We start from the raw sequence: 21,095 nt of genomic DNA on the forward strand, positions 1-21,095 counted from the left end.
TCCCCCATTGTGCAATATTCCCCACTGCTGCCTCCCGTAGGAGTCTGGACCGTGTCTCAGTTCCAGTGTGGCTGATCATCCTCTCAAACCAGCTAGGGATCGTCGCCTTGGTGAGCCATTACCTCACCAACTAGCTAATCCCACCTGGGCTAATCTTAGCGCGAGAGGCCCGAAGGTCCCCCTCTTTGGTCCGAAGACGTTATGCGGTATTAGCTATCGTTTCCAATAGTTATCCCCCACACTAAGGCATATTCCCAGGCATTACTCACCCGTCCGCCGCTCGCCGCCCAACAACGCCCCCGAAGGATTGTTGTTGTCGCTGCCGCTCGACTTGCATGTGTTAGGCCTGCCGCCAGCGTTCAATCTGAGCCATGATCAAACTCTTCAATTAGAATTTTTGTGGTCTCTCGACCGGCTCAACGAATACTGATTGAACATCAATAACTAGAAGCTAGTCATGACATTCGAATTGACTGTGCCAAAGCTTCGTTATCTACAAGAGATAGCGTTACCTTGTATTGGTCACTCAGTTCATTGATAAATCTTTTGACTTAACTTTTTCACGAGTGCCCACACAGATTGCATGGTCAAATTGTTAAAGAACAAACTGACTGGTTAGCGGCTTAAGTTGCCGTTCTCCGTGTCAGTGAGGCGGCATTATAGAGAGTTCAGTCAGTCTGACAAGCCTTTTTTTATAAAAAATTATCACCTGATGGTTATTTCAACTAATGTGAGATAAACGCCTCTAAATTAAACATTAGAGGATCGTCACATTCACTTACTAGTAATTCCAAGTCAATGAAAGTAATATCAATGTGACTTTGTTGTTAAAATAACCTATAACGCCTTCTTTTTTACTTTTTATGACGATGTAGCCTTTATATGAAATTATCCAATCAAAACTTAATACCGATTCTCGCTGTTGCCGTAGTTGGAGGTATCCTTTTTAGTTTCTTTTCTCCTCTAGCTGGCATTGCTTTTGCCCTTGGTGCCGTCTGTACAGGTATCGCACTTCCACTTCTAGCTTCTTCTCAGCCTAAAGATACGCAGGCAGATAACTCTCAAAGTAGTAAGACCCTTTACGTTGGTAACCTTCCTTATCGTGCAAATGAAAGTGAAGTAAAAACGTTATTCGCAGAGTACGGGGAAGTTTTCGCGGTACGCTTAATGAAAGATAAGCGCACCGGGAAAAGACGCGGCTTTGGTTTTGTTGTGATTAATAGCAAAGATGCGGAACATGCTATTGAGCAACTAAACAATAAAGAGTATGGCCAGCGAACACTCAAAGTACGTGAAGCAAATGAACCTAAGAACGGGGAAAATGAAGAGACTGAATAGTATTCAGCTTTAATTTCGCAAAACTAACATTCAGTGCCGCAGAACATTCAACTGCGGCACTGTTGTATGTAAGGTTTACAATTGGTGTATGGCTATCTTCAATGTTGCCCAATAGCGCTTTTACCCGATTGGCCACAGCTTTACCTGAATCAACAACATCAACCCCACTTCCTAAAGCCATCAATATCTCATCTTTAATTAATGGAAAGTGAGTACACCCTAAAACAATATTATCAACTTGGTTTGCCCAGGGTGACAATATGTCCTTCAGCTCTGAAATAAAGATTGGTTGCCCTCGAAGTTTCTCTTCGGCCATTTCTACTAAGCGTGTAGAACCAATACGTAGTACTTCACAGTCACTTGCAAACTGGCTAATTAAAGTATCGATGTATTGCCGTTTCACGGTTGCAGGTGTCGCTAATAAGCCAATCACTTTTTTCTGGCTGTTCAGCGCTGCTGGCTTAATCGCAGGCACAACACCAACTACGGGAATTGAAAGCAAGCTTCTCAATGCAGGTAATACGATTGTACTTGCGGTATTGCAGGCGATAACGACTAGGTCTATTTGATGGCGCTCAGTTAAAAGCTTAACGATATGCTCAGTACGGCTAATAAGTTCCTGCTCTGGTAATTCACCATAAGGAAAAGCCGCATCATCAAATGCATAGACATACTGAACTTGCGGTAACTGACTATAAATTTCTTGATAGATTGATAACCCACCAACACCAGAGTCAAATATAAGTACCCGCTTCACTGTCTATTACACCTTCATTGCAAGATAGAGCTCATAATACTGTGAATATAGTCTGATCGAAAAGTATCTAGTCGTTATTTCTCTGCTAATTGATATCGTTGGTGATGAAATCGGCCTTTCCGTTCGATAGTTCGAGGTTCAATAACAAGTTCATCGTTAAAGCAAGGCGCTTTTATGACTAACGTATGAAACTCACCATCCTCACCGCACGGATCAACACCGGCTGGTAAGCTTTCAATAAATTCACGGCTGTACCATGCCCCACAATACTTGCCATCTAATTGGTTAGTATCAACAGTAACAACCATTGTTTTTATCCCGCAGTCGAGGATCTCTTGTGCCAACACAGGGCTTTCTTGCCCCATTAACGGGAATACACACTGCCAACCCGCTGGTTCTATATAGCTACGACGGTATTCCGCAATACCATTACAGAACATGTCGCCGAAAGCGACAGCTTCAACTCCGAGCCCACTTGCCCTTATACCCTCAATGACCAACGACTGATATATCTCATTAGCGGGAAAAACTTCAGGTAGTGGAATTTCAATTAATGGCAAACCAGCCAAGCGAGCTTGCTGTCTCACTACACTCATTGGTGTCGCTTGAAACGGCACTTCATCATTGAGGTAAGTTGTGTATAAACCGACAACGTCATAACTCGGGTTGTTAAGTAGCCGGATTAAAGTCAGTGTGGAGTCTTTACCTGATGACCAGCTAACAATGGTTTTGATTGGCTTCATGATTAAATACTTCTCATAAAAAAAGCCACCAGCAGGTGGCTTTCAACATTCTTAGAATTGATAGGTTACTGTTGCGTAGTAGCTGCGTTCAGCGGAGTTATAACCATAAGCGGTCATATAATCTTCATCAAATAGATTCGCAATACGCCCTTGTAGCGTTAATGCGTCAGTAATGAAGTAACTTGCAGCAATATCAACAAGGTGGTAACTGTCTAATTCCAGATCTTCTCCGGGGAAATTAAAGTTAGTATCACGTGCTGTACCTTGGTAGAGATAGCTTAAATCCAGTTGATAATCATTAGCTAAGTAACTAGCATTCCACTTGAATGATTCATTAGGAATGCGCACTAAATCTTTTCCATCGTTTTGGTTTTGATGATCCATAAGGTCAAATGATAGGTCATGAGCAATAAACCCAGTCATAAAGTTTGCCGTAAGCTCAAGTCCTTTAATACGAACATCATTATTTTCCAGTTGCTCACCTTTACCTTGGTTCTGGATCTGATTACTAATCGTATTATCGTATAAAGCGACACGCCAATCTAACAGAGAATGAGAACCTTCAAGTGCAACTTCATAGCTTTCAGACTCTTCAGGCTCTAATTCAGAATTACCATAGTCAGGCCAGTATAGGTCATTAAAGGTTGGAGCTTTAAAACCTGTTCCAGCATTTGCAGTAACTCTCATATTGTCGACAAAGCGCCATCCAGCACCTAGCTGCCATGATGTATAAGAGCCATAATGCTCATTATCATCATAACGAACACTCGCTTCCAACTGAATGTCATCAGCATCTCGTAGTAATGAAATATATCCAGCATCATTTCTACGGCTCTCTTGATCATAAGATTTAAATGATTGTGTCCAGCTATCCCACAACTTGGAATCTGAAACTTTTTCTTCAACAAGATCTAAACCAAAACCCAAATAATATTGGTCTGAAAACTGATAACTGTTATTCCAATTCAGTTGTATTCGATCCGTAACAATCGTGCTGCCAGGGGTGCCACCACCTTTGTTTTCACCTTCATCACGGTTAGTTGCAAGTAACAAAGAAGATGCAAGATGCTCTGAGCTATATGACAACTGTCCTGAAATATTATAAAGAACATAATCCGCTTCATCATTTCCAGGAGAGCTTGAAGCATCATATTCCGCAAATCCGGAGTGGTAGTAAGCATTAACTACAGCTTTCCACTGCTCATTAAATACAAAACCTAATTCACCAAGGACATCTATATTTTTGAAACCATCATCATCAGGTTGGTCAATGCCCCATGCACCCGAAGAGAAATCAGAAACATCAAAGCCATCTGCAGTTTCGAAGTTTGCAGCAATTTTCCCCCAAGATCTTTCTGATATATTTCCCGCAACACTGCCTTTCGTTTGGTAATAGCCATCACTACCTAGGCCAGCTGCAACTTGGCCTTGCGTATCTCCAGGCTGGGTGGTGGTAATAATATTAATAACGCCTGCTGTAGCATCCGCTCCGTATACCGCAGCACGAGTACCACGAAGAAACTCGATGCTCTCAATACCAGTTAATGGCAACTGACCAAGGTTCACTCCACCACTTGTTGCACTACCAAGACGTACTCCGTTCATCATAATCAGAACATTCTTACTGCCTCTTACGGTAACTGTTGTTAATTGCCCATAGCCACCATTCGAGGATATCTGTACCCCTGGTAAACGGCGTAATACTTCAGCAAGGGATTTTGCTTGGATAGCTTCAATTTCGTCTTTTGTTACTACCGATACGGGAGCTATGACATTTTTGATGGGCTGTTCGAAACGGTTGGCGGTTACCACCATGACTTCATCTGTCGATTCTGCAGATGCCATAGATGGCAGGCACACTTGCGCCAACACCACTGCTAATAGTGTTTTTTTCATTATTTTAATTACCTTAAGTCGCGTTTATTACTGAGCAGGCTCTTTCCTACTCGGTACACTGGTCGGTCTTCGGACTTAAGAGCAAGGTTGAGTAACCACCTAGGCAACAACTTCCCACTTCAAGCAACTGCATTGCGCAATTAGGTAGAAGCAGTGTTCGGAACTTACGTCCATGTGCTTTCGTTCTCTATCACCGCTGCGCGTCAGTTACGGATTTTCACCGTATTCCCTTTGCCTGCTATCAGGCTAACCAGCGCACTCAGGATGCTAATAATCATTACAGCAAATGTCTACCTCCGTTTACGGTTGATAGTGAAATATAGCCAATAACACCATTTTTATCTGAGCTAGCACTGGACATCGGTCAACAATGCAATAAAATCTCCGCTCTTATTTTGAGCAGTTTGAGGCAACGACATGGCATCCACCGCGATTAATCCAGCTGAATACCAAAACCAGCTAGATGAAAAAGCAGCGCGTATTCAAAATATCTTTGCAGATTTTGAAACCCCTGAGCTTGAGGTGTTCTCCTCGCCAGCCGAACACTACCGTATGCGCGCAGAATTTCGCATGTGGCACGAAGGCGAAGATCTGTTTTACGTCATGTTCAACCAAGAAACGCGTGAAAAATACCGTGTCGATCAATTTCCTGCCGCCAGTCGCCTAATTAATGATTTAATGCCACTGCTGGTTGATGCACTTAAACCGATACAAGTGCTACGCCACAAACTGTTTCAAGTTGATTTTTTATCGACTTTAAGCGGTGAAATTCTTGTATCAATGCTTTATCACCGCCAACTTGATGAAGAGTGGAAAGTTGAAGCCAAAGCATTGAAACAGCGTCTAAATGATGAAGGTTTCAACCTTAATTTAATTGGTCGAGCTCGTAAGCAGAAAGTTGTACTTGATCAAGAGTTTGTCATTGAAAAACTAAAGGTTAACGACCGAACGTTGACGTATAAGCAAGTTGAAAATAGCTTTACCCAACCAAACGGTGAAGTCGCGCAAAAGATGCTTGAGTGGGCCGTTGATTGTACCCAAGACAGTGAAGGTGATTTGCTGGAACTGTATTGTGGGAATGGTAATTTTTCATTGGCTTTAGCACAAAACTTTGAGCAAGTGCTAGCAACGGAACTGGCTAAACCATCGGTTGATTCCGCTCAATACAACATTGCAGTCAACAACATCGACAATGTTCAGATCATCCGTATGTCGGCTGAAGATTTTACGGATGCGATGGAAGGAAAACGTGAGTTCCGTCGATTGAAAAGCCAGAACATCGATCTAAAGAGCTACAACTGTAACACCATTTTTGTTGATCCACCTCGCTCGGGGATGGATGAAGGCACTTGCCGTATGGTACAAGGCTATGAGCGTATTATGTATATTTCTTGCAACCCAGACACTTTGCAAGAAAACCTAAATATACTGTGTGAAACACACCGTATTACTCGCTTTGCACTGTTTGATCAGTTCCCATACACCCACCATATGGAAGCAGGTGTACTGCTTGAGCGCAAATAAGCTCATAACCTTATTTAGGACGGGTCATAAATAATAAAAAAGGCGCCTTCAGGCGCCTTTTTTATATTAAAACTAAGTTACTTATACTTAAGCTTCTGTCTTAGTCGACATCAAGCCCACCTTATAAGCCACCCAGAATAATAGACCTAAGGTGATCATTAGCGATAAAAAGTTTGAGCCCATCTCAGGCGCCATAGCACGCAAGAAAGCGGAATAACCAAACGCACCAACCAAGAAGCAGGCAAAGGCAATTGCCGGGGTACCTTCAGACATTGGCTTATTTAGGTATTCTTGGTATAGGCAGTAAACTGCCAATGCAAACGCAATTATAGGAAAAATAGAGAATGATACGGCACCAGAGGTCAATACAGATAATGTGGCATTACCACATAGACCTGCAAGTAGTGACATCACTAACGTTTTGCGTTCAGCTTTAATTTGATCTTTGTTCATATCCTTTCACCAACAAAAATGAAGTTAGAGTTTTTGCCTGAGCTCACGACGCTCACGCTCTTTGCGGTACCAGTAGGCACCTTTTGCAATTGTTCGCAATTGCATAATCAATCTTTCCGCATGCTCTGCACGAGCATGGTTATCAAGATCCAACGCTTCAGCGCCAGAACTAAACACCAAGGTGACAGATGCTTCAGCTTGGGTATAAGCTTCTTCATGTGTTACGCCAGTCTTGGCTTCTAAATATTCGGTAAGCTCCGCCACAAAGTGCTGGATCTCTCGCGCCACAGCAGCCCTAAAAGCTGGAGAGGTTCCCGAGCGTTCACGCAGCAATAGGCGAAAAACATTCGGACTACTTTCGATAAACTCCATGAAGGTTTCTACCGAGGTACGAATGACACTGCCTTCTTTTGCAATTCGTTGACGGGCCTGACGCATCAATTGACGAAGGATCAATCCCCCTTCATCAACCATGGTTAGCCCAAGCTCATCCATATCTTTAAAATGACGATAAAAAGACGTTGGAGCAATGCCCGCTTCTCGCGCCACTTCACGTAAACTGAGATTCGAGAAGCTGCGTTCTGCACTCAGCTGATTAAATGCTGCATCAATCAATGAACGGCGGGTTTTTTCTTTCTGCTGAGCCCTAATACCCATGAATTTCTTGCTTCTCTCTGAGTTATCTTGCGCCAAGTTACTGCCACTATACGCGCTTTTTGATAGTCATCAAAACATAGTAATTCCTGACATACACTTAATCAAAACCGAATGGTCAGATTTACTGCTAGCTCACAAACTCACACATAACGGAAAAATCACTACATACATCCGATTTTTCACACATCATTGCCTGAACAACGTGATCATTGCCTATCTATCATAGAAGATTGATTCTACCCGCTTTTATAAAAAGTTAAAATGGCGAGACCGCAATGTTGCCAAAATGATAATAAAGGCCAAGCATGACAAAAAGCAAAAATTCCGCCAATCAACATTTCGACGCGATTATTATCGGCAGTGGACCTGGCGGTGAAGGGACGGCCATGGGGCTCACAAAAGCGGGTTTCAATGTAGCAATTATTGAACGAGAAGACAGTGTGGGGGGGGGATGTACACACTGGGGAACCATTCCATCCAAAGCCTTGCGTCATGCTGTTAGTCGGATCATCGAATACAACCAGAACCCACTTTACTGTAAAAATAACTCCAGCCTCCATAGTACATTCAGTCAAATTCTGGGGCATGCGCAAGATGTCGTGAATAAACAAACTCGAATGCGCCAAGGGTTTTATGACCGTAACCAATGTTCAATTATCTTTGGCGAGGCCAGCTTTACCGGTTCTCACACTGTTTGTGTAAAGAAGCCTGATGGCAGCCGTGAACATTACACCGCAGATAAATTTGTGATTGCGACAGGCTCTCGCCCTTATCAGCCCGATAATGTCGACTTTACCCACGACAGGGTTTATGACAGTGACTCAATACTTCAATTAAAGCATGATCCTCGCCACATCATTATTTATGGCGCAGGGGTTATTGGCAGTGAGTACGCCTCAATATTTAGAGGGCTTGGGGTCAAGGTTGACTTAATTAATACCCGTGACCGATTACTCGAATTTCTTGATAATGAAATTTCAGACTCACTGTCTTACCACTTCTGGAACAGTGGTGTCATGATCCGCAACGGCGAGACCTATGACAAAATTGAAGGGACTAAAGATGGTGTGATCCTACACCTCCAGTCAGGCAAAAAGATGCGTGCAGACTGCCTGCTATATGCCAACGGCAGAACGGGAAATACCGACCGACTTAACCTAAGCAAAGTGGGTCTCGAACCTGACTCGAGAGGGCAGCTCCAGGTAAATGAAAACTACCGTACAGCGGTTGAGCATGTTTATGCCGTCGGTGATGTTATTGGCTACCCGAGCCTTGCCAGTGCTGCCTACGATCAAGGCCGCTTTGTTGCCCAAGCCATTGCCAACGGTGAAGCATTAGGCCGCCTTATTGAGAATATTCCCACAGGGATCTATACCATTCCAGAAATCAGCTCTGTCGGTAAAACGGAGCAAGAGCTAACCGCCGAACGAGTACCCTATGAAGTTGGCCGTTCACAATTCAAGCACCTTGCCCGAGCCCAAATCGCCGGCACGGAAGTAGGGAGTTTAAAACTGCTATTCCACCGAGAAACAAAAGAAATTTTAGGCATTCACTGCTTTGGTGAGCGAGCCGCTGAAATTATTCATATTGGGCAAGCCATCATGGAACAAAAAGGAGAAGGGAATAATATCGATTACTTCGTTAATACCACCTTCAACTATCCAACAATGGCAGAAGCATTCCGAGTCGCAGCTTTGAATGGACTCAACCGCCTCTTTTAGATTTCGCCCTACCGTCTAAGAAAGCAATAAAACAAAAAAACGGAGCATAAGCTCCGTTTTTTATCGCACAGATCTCGCTCACTCGGCTTCGAGTAATCGATTATCCGGTGTCAAAATAGATGCCCAAGGCAAGTTTGCATCACCTAACGTAATAAAATTCGGATTTTCCAACGTATCACGCTCATTGTAAGATAATGGTGCTAAGTGGGTATTTAAAATCCGTCCACCAGCTTCTTCAACTATGCATTGTGTCGCGGCCGTATCCCACTCTCCAGTTGGCCCTAGGCGTAGATAGCAATCAACAGCTCCTTCAGCGACAAGGCATGACTTCAATGCAGCCGAACCCAGAGGGACTAAATCATAATTCAATGCAGGATCTAACCGATTGGTGATCATACTAATATCTTGACGACGACTTATCGCAACAGCTAAAGACTGAGTCGGCAATTCATACTTATGGGTAGAAATACGCACCGTTTCACCTTCAGGTGTCGTTTTCCATGCCCCTTTTCCGTTATAAGCATAATAAACAACACCAGAAACAGGCGCATAAACAACACCCATAATCGGCATGTTATTCTCGACTAAGGCAATAATTGTCGCAAAATCACCACTCCCAGCAATGAATTCCTGCGTACCATCAAGTGGGTCAACCAACCAGTAACGTTGCCACTGAGCACGCTCTGATAATGGTACGACAGCATCTTCTTCAGATAACACTGGGATGTCTGGGGTTAACTCTGATAGTTTTGCGACCACTAACTTATGGGCGGCCAAGTCTGCACTCGTAACAGGGGTATTGTCACTTTTCAGCTGCTTTTCAAATTGGCCACGCTGATAAATATCTAAAATAACCTGACCTGATGCTCGGGCAATATCGATAACTTGGGGTAATAGGTTCGATAAATCCATTTCCGCTCCTATTTAGCTAACTGTTTAAGGGCAAGGAAAAGGGCAGTGATGCTCCTCGCCTCGGCAAAATCTAAATGATTAAGTAATTCTTCAGCTTGATTCAATGGCCAGCGCACAATTTCCAATGGCTCAGGTTCATCACCGTCGAGAGATTCTGGGTATAAGTCTTGAGCCAAAAACAGCGTCATACGGCTGGAGAAATACGACGGGGCAAGCACCACCTCTTTCAGTGGTTGCAACTGGTTAGCACCAAAACCAATTTCTTCTTTCAATTCACGGTTCGCAGCCTCTGCTGCCGACTCACCTAAATCAATAAGCCCTTTGGGGAATCCAAGTTCATAACGGTCGGTACCGGCAGAATATTCACGGATCAGGAGTAAATCCCCCTCTTGTGTAACGGGCACAACCAGCACAGCATGTCGACCTGATGGCTTCATTCGCTCATAGGTTCGTTCGACCCCATTGGAGAAACGAAGCTCTAGAGATTCAATTTGGAATAACTGAGACTGAGCAACAACATGCGTTGCCAGAATTTCAGGTTTTTTATGATTCGCAGCCATGCTAATTCCTGTATTTACTACCAATTGCCATGAGGACTAGCGATTGGAACAACTATGACTATTAAATGGCAATGAGTAATCGAAATAAAGCCTTTTTTCTATAAAACGTTAGCCTGACAAAATAAGTCAGGCTTTCACGTAGTAAAGCGACGAGAACGATATCGAACTAAAGGCGGCCGCTGTTATTAATTTTGTACTGCCCTTTCGGATCAGGGTTGCCTAGCCATTTAAGCTGCGCTGCAAGTTGCGGTGGAAATTCAGCGCCCGGTTTAAACCACCCCGTTAAGGCATAGGCATTCCCTTGGGACAGCGTTGCGGTCCACTCACTTGACACGTCAGCAGAGGCTTGCTCAAGCTGAGCGACAAGACTACCTTGCTCACAGCTCAAATCGGCAATGACTGGGCCTGGGTTTATCGCACCAAGCGGGGATGAGACTTCGCCAGATGTCCACGCTAATGCGCCATCAAGTTCAGAACAGTAAGGCGCGGCAAACTGATAGTTACGCAGTGTAAGCTCTAGGTTACCTGTAATGGCTACAGGTACGGTCATCGGCACATAATTCATTACCTGCCGAGCCGGTAGTGAGACTAATAAATTTTCAGCGACCGGTCCCGATGAGCCATACCCAACCATACCTCGGCCCGCCAAGTTCATTTCGCTTCCTTGGCCAAAGCGAACATCCAGCTTTACTTTCCCGGTTAACAATGAAAATACTCTCATATCCCACTGTAGGCGACCTAAGTTCATACCTTGCCAACGCACTTGGCTTGCTGTCCCTTGCCACGGTGTTCCTGACACCCCTGAAACGTCAAGCCCCTGTACCTTTGGGGCTTGCTGCCATAGCCAACTCGCAGGTATATGCGCCACCAAACTGGCCACTAAAACCGCACTAAAAGATGTGCCTAGCAATATCTTATATTTCACGTTTACCCTCGCCCTAACTGCAAGCGGTTTACTTCAACAACACCAGCACGATCGGTTTTTGATACATCTAAAAATTGAGCATCAATACCATGCTCGTCACGTAAAAAAGCCAGCCAATTTACCAATGTCGTAAACGGCAATGGTTTAACCCAAACCTGTAGCATTTCATCTCGAGGTTGAATTCGGATCAGCTCAATGCGAAATTGACGAGTGGTTTCATTAACCACTTGATTGAGACCTTTATCACTGACAGAGCCTGTTGAACCCGTAGCACCACGTAAGGCCACTATTTCATCGGCTTTTCCACCAACCCACGTTAGTAGCTGCCGTTCATTATGAAGGCGGCGTTCGGCATTTTCAGCTGAAGTGGCAAGAGGCTGCCAAATACCCCAATATAAAACCGCCATTAGCATCGCGATACCGCCACCTAATACAAGACGTTGTTCACGCTGGCTTAAGCCTTTCCACCAAGCCTTCATGATTTTCTCCTTAGCACAACAGCACCTGTAACTTGATTACCTTCACGGTTTAGCTGTCCCATATCTATTTCAAACTGCTCGGCTAGCAAGGTACGTAACTGTTCAAAATTCTGAAAATCTGCTGCTACAGCCTGAAAGCGAATCTCACCTCGATTTTGATCATACCTGAGGTTTTGAACCGATAATTGCGATACTTTGGCCAAGGATGGTTGCAACTCTGCCAACCACGGTAAAACACTGTCGTTTGAGCTCGTTCCGCCAAGACGAGATATTTCACTCTCTACTTGACGCTTCAAATAGCTCTGAGAAGGGATACGCTGAAACTGTGGCAGTACTTGCCTAAAGATACGCTCGCTTTCCGCCTTATAAGCTAGCGCCTGCTTTTCCATCGACTGTATTGAGACAACATGCTGTGTGATCAGCACAGTTAATACCAATCCAGCAGCAATCGCGACCTTACGCCATGGCTTAAGGTATTTACGCCAAGCTGGCTGTTGTTTATATACACCGGATAATAGGTTCGCTTTGCTCGCTTCTGCGCCCTGAGCCAATAGCTGCATGACCAGTTCTGGTGTTTCAGCCAGCCATTCACCGGAGACACCGACTGGCGCTGGTGTATAGTGGTGGATAACAATTTGCTGCTCAGTATCTTGCTCTGTTACCGCATCGCCGATACTGTCTTCATCACTATCATTGCTATCTTCATCATCATTCTCTTCAGCACTAAAACGCAACGGTGCCTTCTGAGCTAACAACCAAGTTTCCAACCATTCAGGTTCTGCACATACGCCCTGAGCCTCAGCTTGACGGACTAGCCATTGGCCCTCTAACTCGGCGGCAGTGTACCCATGATCAAACAACGGCAAACACAAACTGTCTGGTAACAGCTTTTTAGCCTCAATGCCGCTATCAGCCAATGCGGACAACCAGAGCTCAACCTTGCGGTGTTCAACAACAGCCACTTGGGCCATGTCATCACCTTTTTGTAAAAGGTGCACATGCAAACCATCAACATCCTGTGCCAGCTCTTCTTCTAATAAGAACGGCAATACCGTTGCGAGCTGACGACTACTGCCAGCAGGAATTGCAACCTCCGTCAGTAATACATCACAGGTTGGAACCAAGACATAAACAGCCCGTTGAGTGGCGTAGTCAGCAATATCGTCAAGCTGAGCAATCGATGCCAACTGGCCTGACGCGATCACCTCTTGCTGCTGTGGTGACCAGACTAACCATTGAACCGGCTGTTCAGCACGGCTACTGAGTCTTATTGTCAGAAATTCGCTCACTGATCCCTCCATAACGGCGACGTACAACCGTCACCTTGTTTTCACCATCGCGTTTAAGCAGTGCGACCAACCGAATTCTTGATCGATCCACCAATATTTCAGTATCTAATTGGAAATAATCACTACTTACAGCCAAGTACTCCTTGGCTTGCTCTTTAATATCTGCATCAACACTGCCTAAAGCAGATTCCGCAAGAAAATCATCTACGCTGTCCCAACCATCATAAGGACGGTCAGCAATAATACGTTGAGCATCTGACAGTGAGAGCCTAGGGGTAAATAACCCAACTAACAGTGGTGCCTGATAATCGTAAAGTGTATTGACGTTAACGGCTAACGTATCGGTTGGGATCGCGCAAACCAAAAACTTCACACGATTATAAATATCGGCTGAAACACCATTAACAGCCCTTAGCTCACTCACATCAGCCATCCAGTCGTTCGGCGGCAAATAGGGAGGTCGAAAACCTTCATAAGTACTATCACCAGCCCCAAACGAAGAATTTACCGCTTCGTCACTATCAACATATTCCCAACTCGAGTCAGCAACCACTTCCGCGGCATAGCTTTCAACGCCCACTTCTTCCATCACGGCTTGTAGTACCTTGATCAAGTAAGGTTTATTGGTTCTATCGGTTAACGGCTTAACACCGGATAACGCATTAAGGTTAAAACAGGCCTGTCGATCGACCATACCACCAATTGCTTCACCGCCATCTAATGGATAGCGTTGACCCTGTGTGGCCCATGCTTGACTGAGGTTGACCGTGTCACTGTCATCGATGCCTTGCTTAATAGCCACTTTACCTAACTCTTCCATCCCCTGTGCAAACCAGAAAGCTTGCTGATTTTGGAGCTGGTTTTCCACACGGTAGAAATTAAGGTGCAAGCGTTCACTCATCTGAACAGCAAGTAAGGTCATCAACGACAATAAAAGCAGTACGACAATTAGAGCAACCCCGCGTTGTTGATTCATTCCGCTTGGTCTATTCATCGCTAACCACCGTCAAGACTGATGCTGGTAAAATATATACCCGTTCAATTTCACCGAAATCTTCGAGGGTCATTGTTATCTTGATCCCTTCCGGTAAAGCTGCATTTTGATCCCATTGATCTTGCCACTTTTTCTGGTGATAAAACTGAAATGATAAATCGCTCACCTGCGACAAAACCTGACGAATAAGCGGTTCGCTACCGACAACGGTGTCAGGATAACGAAACCATACACGCTCTAGTGTATCTTCAATGATACGGTAGCCAACTCTGACGTTTTCACTGCGTGGAAACATCTGCTGCGGATTCTGCCATCCAGCACGCGTAAAAATAATACCTTTACTGGATGAATCGAGCAGGTACTCGCCAGCTTGCAATAGCCTATCGCTAGTAGCCTCCCCTTGATTACGCACTTTACGGGCGATGATCTGGCGAAAGTCGTTATCCAGCATGACCATCGCACGCTGTATCTCTTTGAGACGCTCACTGTGCTCTCTTGATTGGCTGTCACTGCGCTGGACACCATTCAAAACTTGATAGGCAGAAAGGCTCAGCATCGCAAACACGGCAATCGCAACCAATACTTCAAGTAGAGTAAAGCCTTGCTGCCTACAATCAACCGATCGAGCTGAGGTGCTTGAATTAGTTTTCAACATACGTTCTTAACACTATTACCGATTGCTTACGGGCTTCATCTGTAGCGACGGTGACATCCAATGCACGCAGGTACCCATCAGCCGTTTTGGTACTTTTTATCGACCAATACCATTCGCGTCCAGCCAGCTCTGATTTACCACGTCGAGCCGAGGTGGGAATTTCGCCAGATAAGCGCACCTTAGCCAATTCATTATCTGCGACCATTGCTGCAAACGTTTTTTCTTCTAGGTAACCCAGCGTATTCAAATGCTGGCTAACCGCTCTCATCACCCCTAATGCTGCAGTTGCAAATACCGCCAATGCGACAAGTACTTCCAATAACGTCATACCACGCTGAGATGATGGTTTAACCTGCTTAGTTCGTCGGTAGCGACGCCACATAATGCTCAAAATGGATCCTTCTCGGCTAGCGTTTTAATCGTTTCACCAGGAGGTAACAAGAACACTTGGCCAAGTTCATCAGCCTGCACCCGCCAAAACTGGTTTTCACCATCAACCTCAAATTCTAGAGAAAATGGGGTATATTCACCGCTTGCCATCACCACCACTTGTGGTGGTTTAATTTTATTTTTGTCAGTTTGCTCAGCAAACAAGTCTTCGTTGAATAGAGAGCCCGGATTAAACAGGCGATCTTTGTCCTCCCATGAATAGCCACCAATTTCTACTGTCAAACGAATGCCTTCATCCATTTCAACTTCGGTAAAAAAACGTGACTCAGTCATGGGTTGCCAATCTTGACTGGTTAGCTGAAGAAACTGATAGCGATTACGTTCAACACGAATACCGTAGTCAATACCATTTAATAAAGCATCCTCCCCCAATAACTGGACAAGGTAATGGAAACGCGCTGCCTGCTCTTTGACTTTATTGTCCTGACCTTCAGGTAAGGAAACCAAAACTGCAACAGCACTGGTCGCAAGTAACACCAGTACAAGAAGTATTTCAATCAGGGTAAAACCTGCAGCGCGTTTACAACGTATCATCTGAGCTTAAAAATCCAGCATGTTCCAGTTACCAATGTCGGTATTCACACCTTCACCGCCTTCTTGTCCATCCGCACCCAAGCTGAAGATATCAACAGGGCCGTGTTCACCAGGCATCACATATTGGTAATCGTAGCCCCAAGGGTCTTGTGGCAAACGACGGATATAACCATTATCACGGTAGTTACGAGGCTCAGGGCTAGAGGTTGGTTTTGACACCAATGCTTCCAGGCCTTGATCGGTACTTGGATAAACACTGTTATCCAGTTTGTACATATCCAGTGCCTGCTCAAGTGCACTAATATCAGTGACCACTTTTTGCTGATCAGCTTTCTCTTTGTTACCAAGCAAGTTTGGTACAACCAAGCTTGCCAGTACCCCAAGGATCACGATCACGACCATAACTTCTAGTAGCGTAAAGCCGCGTTGTTTGCGTTGCATTAAAAAACCTCCAAAGGAAAATTACATACCGACCATGTTATTCAGGGCAATGATCGGCATAAGAGTCGCTATAACAATAAACATCACGATGCCAGCCATCGCAACGATCAAAAGGGGTTCAAAAATCCCCAAAGCCATATTCACCAGTGACTCAAAGTCACGGTCTTGATTATCTGCCGCGCGGGTTAGCATTTGCTCCAGCTCACCACTGCGCTCACCACTGGCAATCATATGCAGCATCATTGGGGGAAACAGTTTCGTTTGCTCTAATGAAATCCGCAAGCTTGAGCCTTCTCTGACTTTATCAGCCGCCTCACAGATTTGCTTATTAACCCACGTATTGGTCATTACATCAGAGGCGACTTTCATCCCTTCAAGTAACGGGATGGCACTTGATGTACAAATTGACAATGTACGGGCAAAGCGTGAAGTATTCAGACCACGAGCAACCTTACCGATCACCGGCAATTTCATGACCCAGCGGTCCCACTTAAACCGAAAGTCAGGCCGCTTCAATGCCGTTTTTAACCCAATGGTAATCACAGCAATGACAATCAGTACAACTAACCCCCAGTCCTGCACAAAGTTACTGGCAGCAAGCAATATTTCGGTAATGGTCGGCAGTTTCTGCCCCATTTGCACAAACTGATCGACAATTTTAGGAACCACTGTCGCGAGCAGGAATGCCACGACGGCAATCGCAATCAGTGTCAGCATGGTTGGGTAGATCATCGCTTGCTGTAGTTTACTGCGCATCTTCTGGCGGTTTTCAGTGTAATCGGCCAGTCGATTCAATACCGTATCAAGGTGCCCAGACTTTTCGCCTGCTGCGACCATAGCACGGAATAGCTGATCAAATATGTGGGGGTATTCCGCCATACTATCTGACAAGGTATACCCTTCAACTACCCGTGAACGAACGGCCAATAGCATGTTCTTCAAGCGCGGTTTTTCACTTTGTTCAGCCACTGCTTTTAAGCATTCCTCCAGTGGCATCGATGCTTGTACTAAGGTTGCCAATTGACGGGTGATCAATGACAACTCGTTAGTACTGATCCCACGGCGTAGATGAAAACCACCGCTGGCTTTTTTCTTTTCACGCTCATGGGTTTGAACAACTTCAACAGGAATTAAGCCTTTCTCACGAAGCTGCTGGCGTACTTGCCGAGCGGTATCCCCCTCTTGTACGCCTTTTTTCTGTCGTCCTTTAGCATCCAGTGCCTTGTATTCAAACGCCGCCATGTATTACCCCTCTTTGGTCACTCGCATGACTTCCTCAAGGGTTGTGATCCCCGCTTTGACTTTCGCAAGTCCATCATCTCGAATGCTTGGCGTATACGCCCTAATGGCTTTTTCGATTGCCATTTCACCCGCTTCACCGTGGATCAGCTCTTGAACGTTTTCGTCCACCAGCAACAACTCATGAATACCTGTACGGCCACGATAGCCTTTGTTATTACACTTCTCACAGCCATGGGCATGATAAAGTGTCAGTGAATCATCAGCGCTTAAATCAAATAACTTTTTCTGCTCCGTATCAGCCTCATAAGGCTGACGACAGCTCTTACAAAGCGTACGAACCAAGCGTTGCGCTAATACACCCAGCAGCGACGAGGAAACCAAGAAAGGTTCAATCCCCATATCACGCAAGCGAGTAATCGCACCAACAGCAGTATTGGTGTGTAATGTCGACATCACCATGTGGCCAGTCAATGACGCTTGAACCGCAATAGCGGCCGTTTCTAAATCTCGAATTTCACCGACCATCACCACATCAGGATCCTGACGCAAAATGGCCCGTAAACCACGAGCAAATGTCATATCGACTTTACTATTTACTTGTGTTTGACCGATACCATCTATATCAAATTCGATCGGGTCTTCAACGGTTAAGATGTTACGTTCTTTACCATTGAGCTCTTGCAAGCCCGCGTATAGTGTTGTTGATTTACCAGAACCGGTTGGTCCGGTAACAAGGATGATCCCATGAGGGCGGTCGATAATTTTGCGGAAACTCTTGTGGTTCTCTGCCGTCATACCCAAGCTGTGCAGATCAAGTCGTGTGGCATTTTTATCTAACAAACGCAGTACGACTCGTTCACCGTGTGATGAGGGCATGGTTGATACCCGCACATCGACAGCACGACCACCAATACGCAGTGAAATACGGCCATCTTGCGGTACGCGTTTCTCTGCAATATCAAGGCGTGCCATGACCTTAATACGTGAAACGAGCAACGGAGCAAGCTTACGGCTTGGTTGCAACACTTCACGAAGTACACCATCCACCCTGAAGCGGATTGACAGTACTTTCTCAAAGGTTTCGATATGGATATCCGATGCCGCTTCTTTGATCGCTTCTGCCAACATGGCATTGATCAATTTGATGATTGGCGCGTCATCTTCTGATTCCAGCAAATCTTCTGTTTCCGGCAACTCTTCTGCTAGAGAGAAGAAGTCATCGCTATCAGAGCCTAAATCTTCCATTAGCTGGCGAGCTTCCGATGAATCGCGCTGGTAAGCTTCCGTCAATTTTAATTCGAAGGCCTTTTCATCCAATTCTCGCGGAGTAAAGCCATAGCCAACCACCCGACGAACTTCAGCTAAAACCACCGCCGATAATATTCCGCTATAGAACAAGGTTGTCTCTTGCTCTACCGCTTCTAATACCACACGATGGCGTTTAGCAAATGAGAATGGCAAGCGGTACAGCGGTTGCCACTCCGCTTGCAGGCTACCGGTATCCATTACTGGTTCTCCAACTGAGCAACAAAAGCACGGACCTCAGGTGGTAAAGAAATGTCCTCACCAAATTTTGGAAGCACTGGCATCTCCGCATCTGGCATCAAACGAAGACCCTGATCGGCTTTAAACAGCTGCTCGGCACGAATGTAATTATACTTACGTTGAGTTATACCATCTGCCGTCACACCATCTCGAATAATCGTTGGCTTGATGAAGACCATTAGGTTGGTTTTAGCCGTCGTGGTATTGGTTGACTTAAATAGGTGCCCTAATACCGGAATATCACCCAAAATTGGGATTTTCTGTTCACTTTCGTTGGTCTGCTCTTGGATCAAACCGCCCAACGCCAACATCTGGCCATCTTGCACCAGCACCGATGTGGTTAGCTGACGTTTCGAGAAACGCACATCAACCGCGCCATCGGCACCAAGTACATTCGAGACTTCTTGTTCGATTTTCAGCTGAACAGAATCACCTTCGTTAATTTGTGGTGTTACGTTGAGCTTGATCCCCACTTCCTTACGTTCAACAGTCTGGAATGGGTTATCGTTACTTGAGCTCGATGTCGAACCGGTGACGACTGGTACTTCTTCACCAACAATGAACGAGGCTTCGCCGTTGTCCATGACAGTGATACTTGGTGATGACAGAATGTTCGAGTTACGATCCGATGCCACGGCATTGACTAACATCGTCCAGTCACCCATCACAATACCCAATGCAGCTCCGTTTACCCCGCCTAATACACTGGCAAGCGTACTAAAGTCACCATCTTCGGTAATGGTACGAGTCTGCTCAATACCATTCGCATCAAGGTAGGTTTCAGTCCGTGTTGACGACTGAGCCTCTTCCAAACCAACTGCATATTGGGAAATCGGCACCCCAGAGTTACCAAACTGGATCACCCCACCGTCAGTGGTTCCCCACTGAACACCGAAGTTAACACCATCGCCTTCAGCTAGCTCAACAATCATTGCTTCAATCAGTACTTGGGCACGACGGATATCTAGCTGAGCGATGATGTTTTCGAGCGCACGCATGATATCTGGCGGCGCAGTCAGGATCAGTGAATTGGTATCGGTGTGAGCCGAAATCATCACTGTCGAATTACCGCTGCTGGCCGTTGCTTTTGCCCCACCCTGCTTTTCTGCTTGTAAATTATCAGATACACCTTTCAGTACATCGACCATTTCTTCTGCGTTGGCGTATTTAAGGTAGACCACTCGGTTATTACCTGATGATGCCATTTCCCGATCAAGCTGGCGGATCAAACGCTTCAAGCGGTTACGCACCTGCGGATCACCCGAGAGTAAGACTGCATTGGTGCGGTCATCAGCCACGAGTTTAGGCTGAAGAAAGCTTGGGGTTGATTTGGCATCGGCCGTTTTATTCAATGCATCTACAATACGCACCATTTCTGCGGCTGAGGCATTTTGCAATTCAACCACATCGATTTCTTTATCCCCGGCGCGGTCGACACGTTCGATGATCTCCGCGAGGCGATTGACGGTAGCGGCACGGCCAGTGATCATGATGATATTGGCAGGATCGTAATGCACTACATTACCAGCACCGGCATTATCGTTTAATTGGCGTAGAAGCGGTGACAGCTCACGGACAGAGACGTTACGTACAGTAATAACACGGGTCACAACTTGATCACCCGTTAGTTTCTCTTCATCGCCAACAACTGGGATGGCTGAAATCTTCGCATCTTTATCTCGAACGACTTTCAATACGCCGTTATCCATTTCAACCACAGCGAAGCCATAGACTTCGAGTACATTGAGGAAAAACTGATAGTACTGCTCATCATTTAAAAGATCGTAGCTGCGAACATTTACCTGTCCGCGTACCGCAGGGTCCACAATGATTGTCTTCTGTAAATTACGTCCAACAATATTGATAAACTCTTGAATATCGGTTCCTTTGAAACTGGCACTAAACTCGCTAGCAAATGCAGAACTGCACATCAAGCTGCCTAATAACCAGAGGGCACTTTTACCCATCCACTTTTTCACA

At 45.4% G+C, this 21,095-nt stretch carries 21 protein-coding genes, 1 rRNA gene and 1 riboswitch; of the genes, 3 read left to right on the forward strand and 19 right to left on the reverse strand.

The window, feature by feature from the left end:
- Positions 1–391, reverse strand: a 16S ribosomal RNA gene (locus L4D09_RS11855); the annotation flags it as partial.
- A 491-nt stretch (positions 392–882) separates the two neighbouring features.
- Between L4D09_RS11855 and L4D09_RS11860 the strand changes: the two genes are divergently transcribed.
- The gene (locus L4D09_RS11860; RefSeq protein ID WP_428457717.1) at positions 883–1,338 is read left to right on the forward strand and encodes an RNA recognition motif domain-containing protein; all 456 of its coding nucleotides are present in this window, start codon (positions 883–885) and stop codon (positions 1,336–1,338) included.
- Here the strand turns inward: L4D09_RS11860 and murI are convergent.
- From murI to L4D09_RS11875, 3 genes are all read right to left on the reverse strand, one after another.
- On the reverse strand, positions 1,307–2,095 hold the full coding sequence (murI, locus tag L4D09_RS11865) for a glutamate racemase (protein ID WP_428457718.1): 789 nt from the start codon (positions 2,093–2,095) through the stop codon (positions 1,307–1,309). The two genes, L4D09_RS11860 and murI, sit on opposite strands and share 32 nt — an antisense overlap.
- A 74-nt stretch (positions 2,096–2,169) precedes the next feature.
- Positions 2,170–2,838 carry a Dph6-related ATP pyrophosphatase gene (locus L4D09_RS11870; RefSeq protein ID WP_428457719.1) on the reverse strand — a complete coding sequence of 223 codons (669 nt, stop codon included), beginning with the start codon at positions 2,836–2,838 and terminating at the stop codon, positions 2,170–2,172.
- A gap of 51 nt (positions 2,839–2,889) precedes the next feature.
- Positions 2,890–4,734 (reverse strand): TonB-dependent receptor domain-containing protein, encoded by a 1,845-nt coding sequence (locus L4D09_RS11875; RefSeq protein WP_428457720.1) that lies wholly within the window; start codon positions 4,732–4,734, stop codon positions 2,890–2,892.
- A gap of 43 nt (positions 4,735–4,777) precedes the next feature.
- Positions 4,778–5,004, reverse strand: a riboswitch (cobalamin riboswitch).
- Positions 5,005–5,151: 147 nt separating this feature from the next.
- Between L4D09_RS11875 and trmA the strand changes: the two genes are divergently transcribed.
- A complete protein-coding gene (gene trmA / locus L4D09_RS11880) occupies positions 5,152–6,258 on the forward strand; it encodes a tRNA (uridine(54)-C5)-methyltransferase TrmA (RefSeq protein ID WP_428457721.1) in 1,107 nt (368 codons plus the stop codon).
- Positions 6,259–6,345: 87 nt separating this feature from the next.
- Here trmA and L4D09_RS11885 read toward each other — a convergent pair whose 3' ends face one another.
- Positions 6,346–6,711: a YijD family membrane protein gene (locus L4D09_RS11885; protein ID WP_428457722.1), complete on the reverse strand. Its 366-nt coding sequence runs from the start codon at positions 6,709–6,711 to the stop codon at positions 6,346–6,348.
- Positions 6,712–6,735: 24 nt separating this feature from the next.
- Positions 6,736–7,368, reverse strand: coding sequence for an HTH-type transcriptional repressor FabR (gene fabR / locus L4D09_RS11890; RefSeq protein WP_428457723.1), 633 nt, complete (start codon positions 7,366–7,368; stop codon positions 6,736–6,738).
- A gap of 305 nt (positions 7,369–7,673) precedes the next feature.
- Between fabR and sthA the strand changes: the two genes are divergently transcribed.
- A complete protein-coding gene (gene sthA / locus L4D09_RS11895) occupies positions 7,674–9,089 on the forward strand; it encodes a Si-specific NAD(P)(+) transhydrogenase (protein WP_428457724.1) in 1,416 nt (471 codons plus the stop codon).
- Positions 9,090–9,167: 78 nt separating this feature from the next.
- On the opposite strand, the gene cysQ is transcribed toward sthA, so the two are convergent.
- The 13 genes from cysQ to gspD form a co-directional block, all read right to left on the reverse strand.
- The gene (cysQ, locus tag L4D09_RS11900) at positions 9,168–10,001 is read right to left on the reverse strand and encodes a 3'(2'),5'-bisphosphate nucleotidase CysQ (RefSeq protein WP_428457725.1); all 834 of its coding nucleotides are present in this window, start codon (positions 9,999–10,001) and stop codon (positions 9,168–9,170) included.
- A gap of 8 nt (positions 10,002–10,009) precedes the next feature.
- On the reverse strand, positions 10,010–10,561 hold the full coding sequence (gene nudE / locus L4D09_RS11905; protein WP_428457726.1) for an ADP compounds hydrolase NudE: 552 nt from the start codon (positions 10,559–10,561) through the stop codon (positions 10,010–10,012).
- Positions 10,562–10,727: 166 nt separating this feature from the next.
- Entirely contained in the window at positions 10,728–11,486 is a 759-nt protein-coding gene (locus L4D09_RS11910; protein WP_428457727.1) for a type II secretion system protein N, read from the reverse strand.
- Positions 11,487–11,488: 2 nt separating this feature from the next.
- Positions 11,489–11,965 carry a type II secretion system protein M gene (locus tag L4D09_RS11915; protein ID WP_428457728.1) on the reverse strand — a complete coding sequence of 159 codons (477 nt, stop codon included), beginning with the start codon at positions 11,963–11,965 and terminating at the stop codon, positions 11,489–11,491.
- Complete coding sequence (gspL, locus tag L4D09_RS11920) at positions 11,962–13,254, reverse strand: type II secretion system protein GspL (RefSeq protein ID WP_428457729.1); 1,293 nt, start codon at positions 13,252–13,254, stop codon at positions 11,962–11,964. Before gspL ends, L4D09_RS11915 begins: the two co-directional genes overlap by 4 nt.
- Entirely contained in the window at positions 13,223–14,248 is a 1,026-nt protein-coding gene (gspK, locus tag L4D09_RS11925) for a type II secretion system minor pseudopilin GspK (protein ID WP_428457730.1), read from the reverse strand. Before gspK ends, gspL begins: the two co-directional genes overlap by 32 nt.
- The gene (gene gspJ / locus L4D09_RS11930) at positions 14,241–14,903 is read right to left on the reverse strand and encodes a type II secretion system minor pseudopilin GspJ (protein ID WP_428457731.1); all 663 of its coding nucleotides are present in this window, start codon (positions 14,901–14,903) and stop codon (positions 14,241–14,243) included. The genes gspK and gspJ overlap by 8 nt, the downstream gene beginning before the upstream one ends.
- Positions 14,890–15,285 (reverse strand): type II secretion system minor pseudopilin GspI, encoded by a 396-nt coding sequence (gene gspI / locus L4D09_RS11935; RefSeq protein ID WP_428457806.1) that lies wholly within the window; start codon positions 15,283–15,285, stop codon positions 14,890–14,892. The genes gspJ and gspI overlap by 14 nt, the downstream gene beginning before the upstream one ends.
- A gap of 5 nt (positions 15,286–15,290) precedes the next feature.
- On the reverse strand, positions 15,291–15,887 hold the full coding sequence (gene gspH, locus L4D09_RS11940) for a type II secretion system minor pseudopilin GspH (RefSeq protein WP_428457732.1): 597 nt from the start codon (positions 15,885–15,887) through the stop codon (positions 15,291–15,293).
- 6 nt (positions 15,888–15,893) lie between these two features.
- Positions 15,894–16,328, reverse strand: coding sequence for a type II secretion system major pseudopilin GspG (gene gspG / locus L4D09_RS11945; RefSeq protein ID WP_428457733.1), 435 nt, complete (start codon positions 16,326–16,328; stop codon positions 15,894–15,896).
- A gap of 21 nt (positions 16,329–16,349) precedes the next feature.
- Positions 16,350–17,570: a type II secretion system inner membrane protein GspF gene (gene gspF, locus L4D09_RS11950; RefSeq protein ID WP_428457734.1), complete on the reverse strand. Its 1,221-nt coding sequence runs from the start codon at positions 17,568–17,570 to the stop codon at positions 16,350–16,352.
- A gap of 3 nt (positions 17,571–17,573) precedes the next feature.
- A complete protein-coding gene (gene gspE / locus L4D09_RS11955; RefSeq protein ID WP_428457735.1) occupies positions 17,574–19,076 on the reverse strand; it encodes a type II secretion system ATPase GspE in 1,503 nt (500 codons plus the stop codon).
- Positions 19,076–21,094, reverse strand: a complete 2,019-nt coding sequence (gspD, locus tag L4D09_RS11960; protein ID WP_428457736.1) for a type II secretion system secretin GspD — start codon at positions 21,092–21,094, stop codon at positions 19,076–19,078. Before gspD ends, gspE begins: the two co-directional genes overlap by 1 nt.
- Between the last annotated feature and the right edge of the window lies 1 nt (position 21,095).

Source organism: Photobacterium makurazakiensis (assembly GCF_050336715.1).
GTDB classification, from domain to species: Bacteria; Pseudomonadota; Gammaproteobacteria; order Enterobacterales; family Vibrionaceae; genus Photobacterium; species Photobacterium makurazakiensis.

Excerpts from the sequence above, each read along its gene's own strand:
- cysQ (WP_428457725.1), bottom strand. The coding sequence starts at position 10,001 with ATGGATTTATCGAACCTATTACCCCAAGTTATCGATATTGCCCGAGCA.
- L4D09_RS11870 (WP_428457719.1), bottom strand. The coding sequence starts at position 2,838 with ATGAAGCCAATCAAAACCATTGTTAGCTGGTCATCAGGTAAAGACTCC.
- gspG (WP_428457733.1), bottom strand. The coding sequence starts at position 16,328 with ATGCAACGCAAACAACGCGGCTTTACGCTACTAGAAGTTATGGTCGTG.
- gspE (WP_428457735.1), bottom strand. The coding sequence starts at position 19,076 with ATGGATACCGGTAGCCTGCAAGCGGAGTGGCAACCGCTGTACCGCTTG.
- gspI (WP_428457806.1), bottom strand. The coding sequence starts at position 15,285 with ATGTGGCGTCGCTACCGACGAACTAAGCAGGTTAAACCATCATCTCAG.
- fabR (WP_428457723.1), bottom strand. The coding sequence starts at position 7,368 with ATGGGTATTAGGGCTCAGCAGAAAGAAAAAACCCGCCGTTCATTGATT.
- gspK (WP_428457730.1), bottom strand. The coding sequence starts at position 14,248 with ATGAATAGACCAAGCGGAATGAATCAACAACGCGGGGTTGCTCTAATT.
- L4D09_RS11875 (WP_428457720.1), bottom strand. The coding sequence starts at position 4,734 with ATGAAAAAAACACTATTAGCAGTGGTGTTGGCGCAAGTGTGCCTGCCA.
- trmA (WP_428457721.1), top strand. The coding sequence starts at position 5,152 with ATGGCATCCACCGCGATTAATCCAGCTGAATACCAAAACCAGCTAGAT.
- L4D09_RS11860 (WP_428457717.1), top strand. The coding sequence starts at position 883 with ATGAAATTATCCAATCAAAACTTAATACCGATTCTCGCTGTTGCCGTA.
- L4D09_RS11915 (WP_428457728.1), bottom strand. The coding sequence starts at position 11,965 with ATGAAGGCTTGGTGGAAAGGCTTAAGCCAGCGTGAACAACGTCTTGTA.
- gspF (WP_428457734.1), bottom strand. The coding sequence starts at position 17,570 with ATGGCGGCGTTTGAATACAAGGCACTGGATGCTAAAGGACGACAGAAA.
- sthA (WP_428457724.1), top strand. The coding sequence starts at position 7,674 with ATGACAAAAAGCAAAAATTCCGCCAATCAACATTTCGACGCGATTATT.
- L4D09_RS11885 (WP_428457722.1), bottom strand. The coding sequence starts at position 6,711 with ATGAACAAAGATCAAATTAAAGCTGAACGCAAAACGTTAGTGATGTCA.
- gspJ (WP_428457731.1), bottom strand. The coding sequence starts at position 14,903 with ATGTTGAAAACTAATTCAAGCACCTCAGCTCGATCGGTTGATTGTAGG.
- nudE (WP_428457726.1), bottom strand. The coding sequence starts at position 10,561 with ATGGCTGCGAATCATAAAAAACCTGAAATTCTGGCAACGCATGTTGTT.
- gspH (WP_428457732.1), bottom strand. The coding sequence starts at position 15,887 with ATGATACGTTGTAAACGCGCTGCAGGTTTTACCCTGATTGAAATACTT.